Annotated in this window: 12 protein-coding genes; 8 read left to right on the top strand and 4 right to left on the bottom strand. The window is 34.1% G+C overall.

The features are described from left to right. Window positions 1-130: 130 nt before the first annotated feature. Both HCW_RS01065 and HCW_RS01060 read right to left on the bottom strand, forming a co-directional pair. Window positions 131-817, bottom strand: a complete 687-nt coding sequence (locus HCW_RS01065; RefSeq protein ID WP_014660380.1) for an outer membrane protein — start codon at window positions 815-817, stop codon at window positions 131-133. A 157-nt stretch (window positions 818-974) separates the two neighbouring features. After that, window positions 975-1694 carry an outer membrane protein gene (locus HCW_RS01060; RefSeq protein ID WP_014660379.1) on the bottom strand — a complete coding sequence of 240 codons (720 nt, stop codon included), beginning with the start codon at window positions 1692-1694 and terminating at the stop codon, window positions 975-977. A gap of 278 nt (window positions 1695-1972) precedes the next feature. Here HCW_RS01060 and HCW_RS01055 point away from each other — a divergent pair, with 278 nt between their 5' ends. The 4 genes from HCW_RS01055 to HCW_RS01040 are packed head-to-tail and all read left to right on the top strand — an operon-like array spanning window position 1973 to window position 6018. After that, entirely contained in the window at window positions 1973-2839 is an 867-nt protein-coding gene (locus tag HCW_RS01055) for an NAD(+)/NADH kinase (protein ID WP_043902719.1), read from the top strand. After that, entirely contained in the window at window positions 2839-4395 is a 1557-nt protein-coding gene (locus HCW_RS01050; RefSeq protein ID WP_043902718.1) for a DNA recombination protein RecN, read from the top strand. The genes HCW_RS01055 and HCW_RS01050 overlap by 1 nt, the downstream gene beginning before the upstream one ends. Then, entirely contained in the window at window positions 4392-5705 is a 1314-nt protein-coding gene (locus tag HCW_RS01045) for an NFACT family protein (protein ID WP_014660376.1), read from the top strand. The genes HCW_RS01050 and HCW_RS01045 overlap by 4 nt, the downstream gene beginning before the upstream one ends. Window positions 5706-5721: 16 nt before the next feature. Further along, entirely contained in the window at window positions 5722-6018 is a 297-nt protein-coding gene (locus HCW_RS01040; RefSeq protein ID WP_014660375.1) for a hypothetical protein, read from the top strand. Window positions 6019-6027: 9 nt separating this feature from the next. On the opposite strand, the gene HCW_RS01035 is transcribed toward HCW_RS01040, so the two are convergent. Both HCW_RS01035 and rpe read right to left on the bottom strand, forming a co-directional pair. Continuing rightward, complete coding sequence (locus tag HCW_RS01035; protein ID WP_014660374.1) at window positions 6028-6930, bottom strand: 3'-5' exonuclease; 903 nt, start codon at window positions 6928-6930, stop codon at window positions 6028-6030. Further along, window positions 6920-7561, bottom strand: a complete 642-nt coding sequence (gene rpe, locus HCW_RS01030; protein WP_014660373.1) for a ribulose-phosphate 3-epimerase — start codon at window positions 7559-7561, stop codon at window positions 6920-6922. Before rpe ends, HCW_RS01035 begins: the two co-directional genes overlap by 11 nt. A gap of 71 nt (window positions 7562-7632) precedes the next feature. Between rpe and HCW_RS01025 the strand changes: the two genes are divergently transcribed. From HCW_RS01025 to HCW_RS01010, 4 genes are all read left to right on the top strand, one after another. Further along, window positions 7633-8505, top strand: a complete 873-nt coding sequence (locus HCW_RS01025) for a class 1 fructose-bisphosphatase (protein WP_014660372.1) — start codon at window positions 7633-7635, stop codon at window positions 8503-8505. Then, window positions 8505-8708: a hypothetical protein gene (locus HCW_RS01020; RefSeq protein WP_014660371.1), complete on the top strand. Its 204-nt coding sequence runs from the start codon at window positions 8505-8507 to the stop codon at window positions 8706-8708. Before HCW_RS01025 ends, HCW_RS01020 begins: the two co-directional genes overlap by 1 nt. 132 nt (window positions 8709-8840) lie before the next feature. Continuing rightward, window positions 8841-10889 carry an HsdM family class I SAM-dependent methyltransferase gene (locus HCW_RS01015; RefSeq protein WP_196794374.1) on the top strand — a complete coding sequence of 683 codons (2049 nt, stop codon included), beginning with the start codon at window positions 8841-8843 and terminating at the stop codon, window positions 10887-10889. Window positions 10890-10915: 26 nt separating this feature from the next. Beyond that, window positions 10916-12058, top strand: coding sequence for a restriction endonuclease subunit S (locus HCW_RS01010; RefSeq protein ID WP_043902549.1), 1143 nt, complete (start codon window positions 10916-10918; stop codon window positions 12056-12058). Window positions 12059-12977: the final 919 nt, after the last annotated feature.

Genomic DNA, 12977 nt, shown 5'->3' with positions numbered 1-12977 from the left:
AAATGTGTCTCAATATAACGCTTAAGGGCTATTTGTATTATTGAATTAGATTTTGCTTTTGTATGTGGGCGGGTGTAACCCCCTTAGTATTAAGGGGATTAAGGGGTTTTATAATAAAACAAAAAATCTTTTAAAAAGTGAACACATAATTCACATACCACGAATACACCCTTCTAAAACTCAAGTCCATATTTTTTGCTGTAATAAAAGGGTCTTTAAGCATAGGGAATTTAATGCCCCCTTCTATGCTAGAATGTTTTAATACTCTTAAGCGAGCCCCTACATTAAAGAGGAATTGAAAGGCGCTTGCCTTTTTGCTTATGCGAGATTCTTCTAATAAAATACCCTCAAAACTAGGTGTTGCCATAATCCAAGAATTACCGGCTAATTGCACCCCACCAAAGATTCCTAAGCTCATAATACCATTATTAACAAAATTAAGCATTAAATCCGCTGCTCCACCATAAGTAAGCATGTTGGGCTCTACTTTTTGTTGGTTATTGAAACCACCTTTAGCATCTGCTTTAGCATTAGGGTTTTTAAGCTTGATAGAATCAGCATGCGCATAATCAAAAAAGCCATAAGCACGCAAACCTAAATACTTTCCAAAGAAGAACTGATAGCCTAGCATAACGCCAAAGCCTTGAATTTTAGTGCTAGTATTTTGATGGTTAGCATTAATAGTGGAGCGCATTTGAGCGATACCTTGTTGGTATCCTGCTCCTATAAAGACTCCATTATTATCCATAGCAAATGCGCTATTAGTAAGAGCAATAAAGGCAAGGGCACAAACTCGTTTAGAAAATAATTTTTGCATTTAAAATCCTTAAAAATAAATCAATCTTTAATAATGATTGAATATTAGAGTATCTAAATAATATTAAAAAACTCTTAAAGTGAGAGAATAAGGGGCAAAAAGACTATAAAAGATGCCTTTAAAAGCATCTTTTATAGCAGGTTAAGCTTAAAAAGGTTTAGAAACTATAGACATAGTTGAGATAGAACACAACAGAGCGTTTGTAAGTAACTGAGGCTAGAGTATCTCCATTAGCGCCCTTTTGAGAGCCTACTTTTAGCCAATAGTTTTGAACTAGAGGGACTTTCATACCAATTTCAAAACCATTGTGTTTGCTCACATTAGTCCTAATGCCCCATTGCAATGGGACTTGCACATAAGTAAAATTATTGCGACAATAATCATCATTTTTAGCGCAAGTGCCTTGAGATTGCATAGCACTACTCCAAGATGAACCCGCAATTGCTACACCAAAGAATAGACCTGCTTGAACATCATCTTTATTAACAAAATTAAAGAGATAATCAAATCCTACTCCATAGACATTATTATTGGTGCGCCCTAAATTATCTTGGCTGTTATTATAGTAAGGGTTAGAATAGGCATAGTCATAAAACGCATAATAGCGTAAGCCATTTCTTTTTTCCTTGCCAAAGAAATGTTTGTAACCAATATTGATACCAAAGCCATACATATTGCCCATGGTAATTCTATTAGGAATAACATCTACTAATGCAGGGGAAGGATTACGAATTCTATCGGTATTGGTTGTTGTTAGTCTTAATTGTGAGTATTGAAATCCAATGCTAGTATAGACACCACTATTTTCTGCCATGACTAAAGTGGAGAGTCCAGAGGTTAAAAGAGTGCTTAATGCTAAAGTTTTAAATGTTTTCATTAAAAATCCCTTTAATTTCAAGATAATCTTAACCCACATCTAGTGAGTATTTTGAATTATAGTAAAGAAAAAGTGTTTAAAAAGCAAATAGGGCAAAAAATTTAATTTTATTGTTTTTAATCTTGTTATAAAGTGCGCTATTCTTGGAATTTTTAAGATTTTAATAAAAATATTTTTAATTATATAAAAATAATTATAACAATTAATTGATTTAAATCACTAAGCAGAATAAACTAGTTTAAAAGTGCATTTTAAACTTTTAAGCTACAATAATGTCTATGGAAAAGTCAATAAAGATTATAGGTGTGTTTGTGCGCCCTCCTCATAGAGATAGCGCTCGTTTAAAAGCGCTTAATCAAGCCAAAGAGTTTGTAATGAGCTTGCTAGAAAGCGAGGGTTTTGAGGCTTTTATCATCAGTGATTTTGAGATTAAAAAAGCGTTGAAAAAAGCGCATGCTTTTTTGTGCTTGGGGGGCGATGGCACCATGCTTGGGGCTTTAAGAGTGGTGCATGGGCATAATAAGCCTTGCTTTGGGGTGAGAATGGGAAATTTAGGCTTTTTGAGTGCGATTGAATTATACGAATTGCAAGCGTTTTTAAAAGCCCTAAAATCTAAAGAAGTCATCACAGAAAAACATTTGGCCTTAGAAGCAACTATAGAAAATAAATCTTTTTATGCTATCAATGAAATTTTAATCACCAAAAAAGAATCACTCGGGGTTTTAGGGATAGAGGCGTGCGTTAAGGGTGTTGTTTTTAATACTTACAAAGGCGATGGGCTTATTATTGCAACACCTTTAGGTTCAACGGCTTATAATCTAAGCGCTAATGGTCCTATTGTGCATGCTTTAAGTCAAAGCTATATTCTAACGCCACTATGTGATTTTTCTTTAACCCAACGCCCCTTAGTGCTTGGGGCAGAATTTTGTTTGAGTTTTAAGGTGAATAAAGACGCACTTATAGTTGTAGATGGGCAAGTAATCTTTGAACTAAAAGCAGATCAAAAGCTAAACCTTAAGGCGAGTAAACATTCATCCATTCTTTTGCATAAGAATGATAGAGATTATTTTAGAGTGCTTAAGGAAAAGTTATTATGGGGAGAGAGACAAAAAATGGTGCTAGAAAATACAAAAGAGGGGTTTTAATGTTGATTAAACGCTTAAAAGTGCGTCAAAATGCTGTTTTTGAAAACATTGATATAGAGTTTGATACAGGATTAAATGCTATTAGTGGCGCAAGTGGAGCGGGAAAAAGTGTTTTAATTGCTAGTCTTTTAGGAGCCTTTGGGCTTAAAGAAAGCAATGCACTAAATATTGAAGTGGAATTTTTAGCCCCCTTTTTGGATACTGAAAAATATGGCATTTTTAGAGAAGATAATGATGAACCTTTAGTTATAAGTGTGATAAAAAGAGAAAAAACACGCTATTTTTTAAATCAAACAAGCTTGTCAAAAAACACGCTTAAAGAATTATTAAAAGGCTTAATCAAACGCTTGTCTAATGACAGATTTAGTCAAAATGAGCTAGATAATGATTTAATGCTTGCTTTATTAGATGGCTATATTATAAGCCTTGATAAACAATTTATGCCCCTTTTAGATAATTTTAAAGAGAATTTTGAAAATTTAGAGCTTTTAGAAAAAGAAATACGCCTTTTAGAAGACAAAAAGCGTTTTGTTAAAGATTTAGAAGAACGCTTAAATTTTGAAAAAATGAAATTAGAGCGTTTGAATTTAGAAGAAGATGAATACGAACGCCTTTTAGAGCAAAAAAAATTATTATCGCATAAAGAAAAGTTGAGCGATAAAATTATCCAAGCTTTAAAAGCTTTAGAAACTTCGCATAAAATCACGCATGCTTTAGAGAGCATGGGAGAAAACGCACAATTTTTAGAGAGTGCCTTAATGGAGGCAAGCGCTTTATTAGAAAAAGAACAGACTAAATTAGAAGAATGCGAGCATTTAGATGCGGGGGCAATTTTAGAGCGATTAAGCGAGTTAAGTTCTGTGATTAAGGATTATGGAAGTATTCTTAATGCCAAAGAGCGTTTAATTTATGTCAAAAATGAATTGAGCCATTTAAGTCAAATTGATGAAAATTGCGAAAGTTTGCATTCACAAAGAGAGAATTTAAAAAAAGAATGCATTGATTTGTGCGCTCAATTAAGCGCTTTAAGAATCAAATATTTGCAAGGCTTTAATACTAAATTGCAAGCTAAAGCCAAAGAGTTGTTATTAAAAAATCCAAGCTTAATTTTAGAAGAAGTGAGCATGGATAAAAAGGGCTCTCAAAAACTTGTTTTAAATTTAGAAAATTCTGTTTTAGAGACTTTAAGTTCTGGTGAATATAGTCGTTTGAGACTAGCGTTCATGCTTTTAGAAATGGAATTTTTAAAGGATTTTAAAGGGGTGCTAGTCTTAGATGAAATGGATTCAAATCTAAGTGGCGAAGAGAGTTTAGCGGTTTCTAAGGCATTAGAAGTATTAAGCGAGTGCGTTCAAATATTTGCTATTTCCCATCAAGTGCATATTCCAGCAATTGCCAAGTGCCATATTTTAGTTTATAAAGACAAGCAAAAAAGCATGCTAAAAATCTTAGAAAATAAAGAACGAGTCTTAGAAATCGCTCGCATGGTTGGAGGTAGTGAAAATGTGGAGAGTGCGATTAATTTTGCTAAAGAAAAACTAAAGGTAAGCGAGTGAAATTCTATCTTTTAAAAGCATTTATACATTTTTTAAACACTCAAAAGAGCTTTAATTTAAAGCGTATTAAAAATTCTACTTTTCTTTTGGAGACTTTTGAAAAAGAGCATAAACGCTATGTTTTTATCTTAGATTTTAATGTGCCTTATATTGGCTTATCCCAAAAGCCTTTAGAGAGTATTTTAAAAAACACTTTGGCTTTAGATTTTTGGCTCAATAAATTCGCTAAAAATGCGCTTTTAATCAATGCAAAAATTGTAGATAATGATAGAATAATAGAGATTGTTTTTAAAAAAGATTTAGCCTATAAGAGCGAAAGTTTTACATTGCGTTTGGAATTTGTCCCTAAAAGAGCCAATTTAATCATTTTAGATAACCATAAATGCGTTATAGAAGCACTGCGTTTTAATGATAGGGTAACTAAAAACGATATTTTAGACAAACTCCCTTCTAATTCATATGTTCATAAAGAACAAGATATAAACATAGAAGAGTTGCTTGAAATTTTCAAACAAGCTTTTGAAAATCAAGAAAACAAAGAGCTAGAACAGAAAAAAAGTCAAATCATCAAACGCCTAAATATTCAAAAAACACGCCTTATTGAAAAATTAGAAAATTTAGAAAGCGCTAAAGACTTGCAACTAGAGGCTAAGCATTTGCAATCACAAGCTACGCTATTATTAACCTATCAACATTTAATCCATAAGCATGATAAAAGCGTGGTTTTAGAAGATTTTCTAGGGCAAAAATGTGAGATTGAAATTGACAATAGCATGCCCTTAAGTGCTTTTATCAATAAGAAATTCACGCTCAGCAAGAAGAAAAAGCAAAAAGCCCAATTCTTGCATTTAGAAGAAGAAAATTTGAATGAAAAGATTGTTTTTAAAGAGCGTCAAATTGCATATGTTAAAGATGCCTTAAAAGAAGGTGTTTTAGAAATGTTTGCCCCCATTAAGAACGCAAAGATTAAGCGTGTTGTTAGTGGGTATGAGGTGCTATATTATAAGGATTTTAAAATCGGTTTAGGGAAAAACCAAAAAGAAAATATTAAATTATTGCAAGACGCACGAGCGAATGATTTATGGATGCATATTAGAGATATCCCCAGTGCGCATTTAATCGTGTTTTGCCAAAAGAATGCGCCTAGAGATGAAGTCATCTATGAGTTGGCAGAATTATTAGTCAAAATGCAAAAAGATGTTTATAGTGGTTACGAAATTGACTACACACAGCGAAAATTTGTCAAAATTGTTAAAGGGGCTAATGTCATTTACTCAAAATACCGAACTATCACTATAAAGAACGCTTGATTTAAGGAGGTCAGCTATGAGTGTTTCAGCTCTAGGTAATGTAACTTATATCAATCAAAACACGCCTTTAAATTCAGCTATCCAACAAGGTGCAAGAAGTGATATGCTAGATTTAGCACAAAGTTTTCAAAACAAGCTTGAACTAGCCCAAGAAACACGAGCTTTAGAAAATGCGCATTCTATTTGGGATAAAGAACCTGAAAGTGGCTCTCAAAAATACCATCAAGGCTCTAAAAAATCCAAACTCTTTGAACTAGAAGAAGAAGAGATTGAGTTATGGCATGAAGAGCGTTTGCTAGATATTGTAGGCTAAAGACCTATTTTAATAGCAAAAAGCTAAATCAAGAGGGCATTTGTTTGCTATTGTAGGTTGGGAATTTAAAAAATTTTGAGCCCTTTCAAAAAGAGGGAAACTTGAGGGGGTTTCAGGCTTTAGGCGAGCTCTTGGAGGTCTTTTAATTAAGGTATTAGCAGAGCGAGAAAAATCAATCAAATCTATAGAAGTTTTGACATAATGAGGCAAGTTTAATAAGCACACTTCAAAAAGCTTGTAGCTAACTAATGCGTCCGCATAAGCTCTATGGCTAATTTCTACATCAAAGCCTAAAAGCTCTTTTAAGAAACTCAAAGAATAGCGCATAGATAAAATGGCACGCCTTGATAAATCCAAAGTGCAAAGCTTGAGATTTAATAAAGGACTATGGAGCTTTTCAATGAAATTATGCTCCAAAAAGGCATAATCAAAATTAGCATTATGCGCTACAAACACACTATCGCCTAAAAAAAGGCGCAATTCTTGCAAAACCTCGCTAATAGTTGGCGCACCTATAGTGTCTTCATAGCTAATGCCGGTTAGTTCGCTAATATAAGGGGGGACACTCTTAACTTTAATAAAAGTTTCAAAACGCTTGATTATCACGCCATTTTGCACCTGCACAGCACCAATTTCTAAAATCTCATGTTTTAGGGGGTTAGAACCGGTTGTCTCTAAATCAATAAAAGTAAAAACTTCATCTCTAAAAGGGGTTTTAAGGTTTTTGAGTGTGATTAAGTCGTTATTAGTTTCTATGAGACTAAGCCCGCATGCTTTCAAATACTGAACACTTAGTTCATCATATAAATCTAAACGCTTTAAAAAAACATTGAGTGTATCTATAGAAATATCGTTATTTTTAAGATGAGCAATTAAGGCTTGAATATCTTTATGCAAGAGATTATCTGACATTCTGTAAGCTTTCAATAGCAAGCTTACGATTTTTTGCTTTAAAGATATAGCTCCCAGAGACTACAATATCCACACCCACTTCTTTAAGTTTGGGGGTATTTTTATCATTCACGCCCCCATCCACTTCCAAAAGACAGTTAGGATTGTAGCAATTAATAAGCTCTTTTATTCGCAAGGCTTTTTCTAACACCAAGTCTAAAAACTTTTGCCCGCCAAAGCCCGGATTGACACTCATTAAAAGCACTAAACCCACACTTTCTAAGAGATACTTAATGCTCTCTTCATGTGTGTGGGGGTTTAGCACAATACCCGGAATGATGTCTAAGCTTTTAATTTTTTGTAGCACTCTGTGGGGGTGCTTTTCATTCTCGGCATGAATGCTTATAAAGTGTGGTTTTAAGGGGGCAAATAAATCTACAAAAAAACTCGCATTTTCTACCATTAAATGCACATCTAAAGGCACTTTGCTAACTTGAGTAACATTTTCTAAAATGACAGGACCCATGGTTAAATTAGGCACATAATGCCCATCCATCACATCAACATGCAAAAAATCGGCGTTACTCACGCTTTTTATTTCTTCTTCAAGGCACATAAAATTAGCGCTCAAAAGGCTTGGGGCTACTTTCAAAATACTTCCCTAATTTCAATGTTTTAAAGTAAAATGTTAGCATTTTTAATCAAATTATAAAAGGGTTCTTCATGGATTATAGACATTTTCAAGGTTCGCATGCAGACATTATCAAACAAATTATAGCTCTTTTAGAAAAAAAGGCTAAAGATTTTCAAGAGATTTTAGAAAAGCCTGATTCAGGGAGTTATACCCAATTAGAAAATAGTAGTGGGGACACCCCTATCAAGGCAGATTTAGCCCTAGACAAATTCTTAGAAGAAAATTTTTTAGGTTTAGAAAATATTAAAAGTGTCTTTAGTGAAGAAAAAGAGATGCCTATTTCTAAAGAAAATGGCTCTTATTGTATCGCTTATGACCCCTTAGATGGCAGTTCGGTTATGGAGGCGAATTTCTTAGTTGGCACAATTATGGGAATTTATGAAAACGATTTCAAGGCTCAAAATTTAGTTGCAAGCCTTTATATGGTTTTTGGGCATAAGATTGAATTAGTTATAGCCTTAGATAAAGTTTATCGCTATGCTTTTTATGAAAACAAGTTCCATTTCATAGAGATAATTACTTTGGAAAATAAGGGTAAAATCATCGCCAGTGGGGGCAATCAAAAGGATTTTTCTCTAGGACTAAAAAAAGCTTTAAACACGCTTTTTGAAGAAAATTATCGCTTACGCTACTCAGGGGCCATGGTCGCTGATGTGCATCACTTATTGATTAAAAAAGGCGGAATGTTTTCCTACCCACAAAAGAAATTACGCAAGCTTTTTGAAGTCTTTCCCCTAGCTTTTATGATTGAAAAAGCTAAAGGGGAGGCGTTTTATTTTAATAAGGGCGTTAAAGAGCGTTTGTTAGAACAAGGCGTAGCAAGCTATCATGAGAAATGCGAATGCTATTTAACAAGTGCTTATGAGGCTAAAATTTTAGAAGAACATTTAAAGGGAGAATAATGCAAGATAGTGCTAAAAAATTAGAATATGAAGAGCGTTTTAATGACGCTCTTTTGAAATTACAAGCTTGTCAAGATGAAAAACAAGTAACAAGTTGCTTGAAATGCGAACAAGTCTTAAATTGTGAAATTCGTAATAATTATGTGAACGCCACTTATGAAAGCATGAGTTTAGGCGAAGTGGGTGGGTTTGATTTCAACTAAATTAAGCGGGGCTAAACTAAAAATAACTCAAAGTTTAATTTAAGTTTTAAGCCTTGAATAGCCACAAAAATAGCAAAAATAATAGAGTAATAATTTTAAAAATTAGTATTTTTAACAAGGATTTTTATGCAAATACTCCCCTTTAAACTAGAAGATGATATTAACGACTATATCAAAGAAGAATTAGAAAATTTAGGTCTCATAAAAAACAAGGACTTCAATATTGAAGGAAAAATGAGCGATAGCTTAAAAAACGCTCTAAAAAATGCGAGCAAGACCGAAAGCAAAGCTTCTTTTGGCCGTCCTGATTTTAGTTTAGAAATCTATCACGCTAAAGGCGATAAAGAAAATATCATTCCCATAGTGATAGAAAACAAACTTTATTCTAAATTTTTAAAATCCCTTAATTCAAAAGATAGCACCATAAAAAGCGATGAAAAATCCATTAAAGATTACGCCGTTAATGGAGCGTTATATTATGCTAAAAGCATTCTTAGAGATAAAGACAAGTATAAAGAATGTATCGCTATAGGTGTTGCAGGGGACAATAGAGAAAATATCGCTATAGAAGTGTATTATGTGTTTGCAAGTGGGGCTAACGCACACAAATTAACCCATGTTACAAACTTGCATTTTTTAGAAAACCAAAAATCGTTTGATGACTTCTATAAAGAATGCACCCTTACAGAGAGTGAAAAAGCCTTAATCTTATTCAAAACTAAAATTGAGTTGAGTGATACCGCCAAAAAGCTTAACCGCCTTATGCACAACCACAACATCACCGCCCCCCAACGAGTGCTATATGTAAGCGGCATGCTTTTATCTATGCAAGAAATTAAAGGTGTCAAAGAGGGCTTAAAACCAAGCGATTTGAAAGGTGAGTTAGCCAATACAAGCCGAGATAGTATTTTAGTGTTTAATCAAATCAAGGAATTTTTAAAAGCTAAGGGCTTAAACGAAGACAAGCGCGATTTAATGCTCTCTAGCTTTAAAGAAATAGCCAAAGACCCCCAACGAGACAATAAAACAAGCCTTGATAAAGCTATCAGCACGCAACTCACTCAACATGCGAGTATCACCAAACAAATTTTTTCTTTTCTCTATGAATTTGTCCATAAACCCATTAATGAGAGCGATAACACCGGACATTTAGACATCATAGGCGAACTTTATAGCGAATTTTTAAAATACGCCTTAGGCGATGGCAAGGAATTAGGCATTGTTTTAACACCCCCATATGTAACTAAAATGATGAGCGAACTTTTAGGGGTTAATGCTAATTCTTATGTCATGGACTTAGCCGCAGGCAGTGCGGGCTTTTTAATCTCTTCTATGGTTTTAATGATTGAAAATATAGAAAAAACCTATGGTAAAAACACTTCAAAAGCCAAAGAAAAAATAGAGAGCATGAAAAAATCCCAACTTTTAGGCGTAGAACTCAACGCTGAAATGTTTTCTCTAGCAACTACGAACATGATTTTAAGAGGCGATGGCTCAAGTTTAATCATTAAGGGCAACACTTTTGAAACAAGCCAAAAAATCTATGAAGATTTTAAGCCTAATATCCTTTTATTAAACCCACCCTTTAGCTACGAAGAAAACGGCATGCCCTTTATTAAGTTTGGGCTAGATTGCATGCAAAAAGGCGGTCTTGGAGCTATCATCATTCAAGATAGTGCGGGAAGCGGACAAGCTCTCAAGTCTAACAAAGAGATTTTAAAAAAGCATTCTTTATTAGCGAGCATTAAAATGCCAACAGACCTTTTTATGCCTATGGCAGGGGTACAAACCAGCATTTATATTTTCAAAGCCCACGAAGCGCATGACTATGAAAGGTTAGTCAAATTCATAGATTTTAGAAACGATGGCTTTAAACGCACTAAAAGGGGCTTGAATGAAATCAGCGAGCCTAACAAACGCTATGAAGAAATCATCAAAATTTATAAAGCCGGTTTGAAAGCAGAAGTTTCTAAAGAATTATGGGGGGATTTAGAAAACATCTATATTGAAGATTTTATCGCTAAAGAAGAGGAAAATAAACACGCCAAAGACTTTAATTTTGAAGCCCACCAAAAGAATGAGACTAAACCCACCCTAGAAGATTTTAAAAAGACCATTAGCGATTATCTCGCCTATGAAGTGAGTTTAATCTTAAAGAGCCAAACGCCCCCAAAGTTGTAAGCCCCCTTAGTAGCCAATTAAACGCTATTAAGTGGGGTGAGTTTAAATTAGGGGATTTGTTTGATGCAGGTAATGGCGACTTTGACATTCAAAAACACCACATCAATCATAGGGGTGATTTTGTCATTACCGCAGGACTTAGCAATAATGGTGTTTTAGGACAAAGCGATATAAAAGCAAAAGTTTTTGAAAGTCATACCATTACTATTGACATGTTTGGTTGTGCGTTTTATCGCAGTTTTGCTTATAAAATGGTAACACACGCTAGGGTATTTTCTCTCAAACCTAAATTTGAGATTAACCATAAAATCGGTTTGTTTTTATCCACGCTATTTTTTGGTTATCCTAAAAAATTCGGCTATGAAAACATGTGTTCATGGGCAAAAATTAAAAACGACAAGGTCATTCTACCCCTAAAACCAAGCACCCTTAATGCTACCACCCCCACACTAGAAGACATTGACTTTAATTTTATGGAAAATTTTATAGCCGAACTTGAACAGCATCGGCTCGCCGAACTTGAACAGCATCGGCTCGCCGAACTTGACGCTTACTTACAAGCTACAGGGCTAAAAAACACCACTCTAACAAGCGATGAAGAAAATGCTCTTAAACAATTCAGTGAAACGCTTGGTAGCCTAAAATGGCAAAGCTTTAACCTTAAAAATCTTTTTGGTAAATCTACAAGGGGCAAACGCCTAAAAAGTGCCGACCGTATTTTAGGGGATTTACCTTTTGTAACCGCTGGAGAAAATCAAGAGGGCGTTTCAGCCTTTATCGGCAATCAAGTAGAGATATTCCCTAAAAATACGATTACCATTGATATGTTTGGTTCTGCAAAATACAGGAATTACCCCTACGGAGCAGACGACCATATCGCCGTCGTTCATACCCAAGACTTAGAAAAAAACGCCGTTTTGTTTATCACAAGTGCTATCCACAAGGTTACTCATGCAGGGCAATTTGATTACTCACGCAATTTTTACGCAAAAGATGCCGATGAAATCAATATTTTACTACCCACCACAAAACATGGCAACCTTGATTTTAATTTCATGCACCTTTGCATTAACGCCTTACAAAAGCAAATCATTAAGGGCGTAGTAGAGTATAACGATGCTAAAATAAACGCCACCAAACAAGTCCTAGAAAAAGAAAAAAAGCGATAGCTTTTTAAGATAAATATAAAAGAGCTTTAAAACAAAGTTTTAAAGCGATAACTTTAAAAGCCTTGTGGGTGTTTGGGGGTTGTTAAGGGGGATAAGGACGCAATGAAGAGCGTCCTAAGTCCCCCTTAAAGAATGAATTTAGAAAATTTTGCTAAGAATAAAAATATGATTTGAAAAAACTTCTTAGAAAAAACAAAATTCATAAAAGCCATAGCAGAATATAACGATGCCAAAATCAAAGCCACTAAACAAGTGATAGAAAAAGAAAAAAATGATAGCTTTTTATGAAAACATAACGCTTTGTTTAAAAAACGCCCCAAAAGTTAAGACAAATTACTTTAAGGAAAACCCCTAAGCGTGAGCTTAAGGGAACTTTGATTAGCTATCTTTCAATTAAAAAGACAAACTTAAAACCCTTAAAAGAGAATTTAAGATATACTACTAACCAAGAGTTTTTATCATGTAGTTTGGACATGACAAACTCCTATGTCTGTAATTTGCCCCATATTGCAACTATGGGGCGTGATAAAATCTTACCATAAAATCAAAGCCACTAAACAAGTCATAGAAAAAGATAAAACGCAAAGTTTTAAAAAAGATACTTTATTTTAAGAATTAAGAAAGATTTTTGTAAAATGACACTTACCCCCTAGTTTTTAGCAGAAGTTAGGGGGTAAAAATCTTACCGCAAAGGAATTGCCATGAGTAAAAAAAATGGCAAAAAACCTTTGGTGCTATTATACTTGAAATTTCCATTTTTCAAGTATAGGGTTAAATTGGTAGTCAAAAAAGTCTATTAAGCCAAAGGTTTCCCCCTAATTTAAATTAGGGGGGTTTCTTTATGGGGTAAGCAAATGGCATGAAGTAAAAGAATCTTTTAAAAATCAAGCTAAATTCAAGTAAAATCTTTTGATAATTT

This window comes from Helicobacter cetorum MIT 00-7128 (assembly GCF_000259255.1).
In the GTDB taxonomy this organism is placed as follows: domain Bacteria; phylum Campylobacterota; class Campylobacteria; order Campylobacterales; family Helicobacteraceae; genus Helicobacter; species Helicobacter cetorum_B.
This window is presented reverse-complemented; position numbering and strand designations above follow the sequence as displayed.

Bases quoted from the DNA above. Each gene is read 5' to 3' on its own strand.
- HCW_RS01065 (WP_014660380.1), bottom strand. From the start codon at position 817: ATGCAAAAATTATTTTCTAAACGAGTTTGTGCCCTTGCCTTTATTGCT.
- HCW_RS01060 (WP_014660379.1), bottom strand. From the start codon at position 1,694: ATGAAAACATTTAAAACTTTAGCATTAAGCACTCTTTTAACCTCTGGA.
- HCW_RS01055 (WP_043902719.1), top strand. From the start codon at position 1,973: ATGGAAAAGTCAATAAAGATTATAGGTGTGTTTGTGCGCCCTCCTCAT.
- HCW_RS01050 (WP_043902718.1), top strand. From the start codon at position 2,839: ATGTTGATTAAACGCTTAAAAGTGCGTCAAAATGCTGTTTTTGAAAAC.
- HCW_RS01040 (WP_014660375.1), top strand. From the start codon at position 5,722: ATGAGTGTTTCAGCTCTAGGTAATGTAACTTATATCAATCAAAACACG.
- HCW_RS01035 (WP_014660374.1), bottom strand. From the start codon at position 6,930: ATGTCAGATAATCTCTTGCATAAAGATATTCAAGCCTTAATTGCTCAT.
- HCW_RS01025 (WP_014660372.1), top strand. From the start codon at position 7,633: ATGGATTATAGACATTTTCAAGGTTCGCATGCAGACATTATCAAACAA.
- HCW_RS01020 (WP_014660371.1), top strand. From the start codon at position 8,505: ATGCAAGATAGTGCTAAAAAATTAGAATATGAAGAGCGTTTTAATGAC.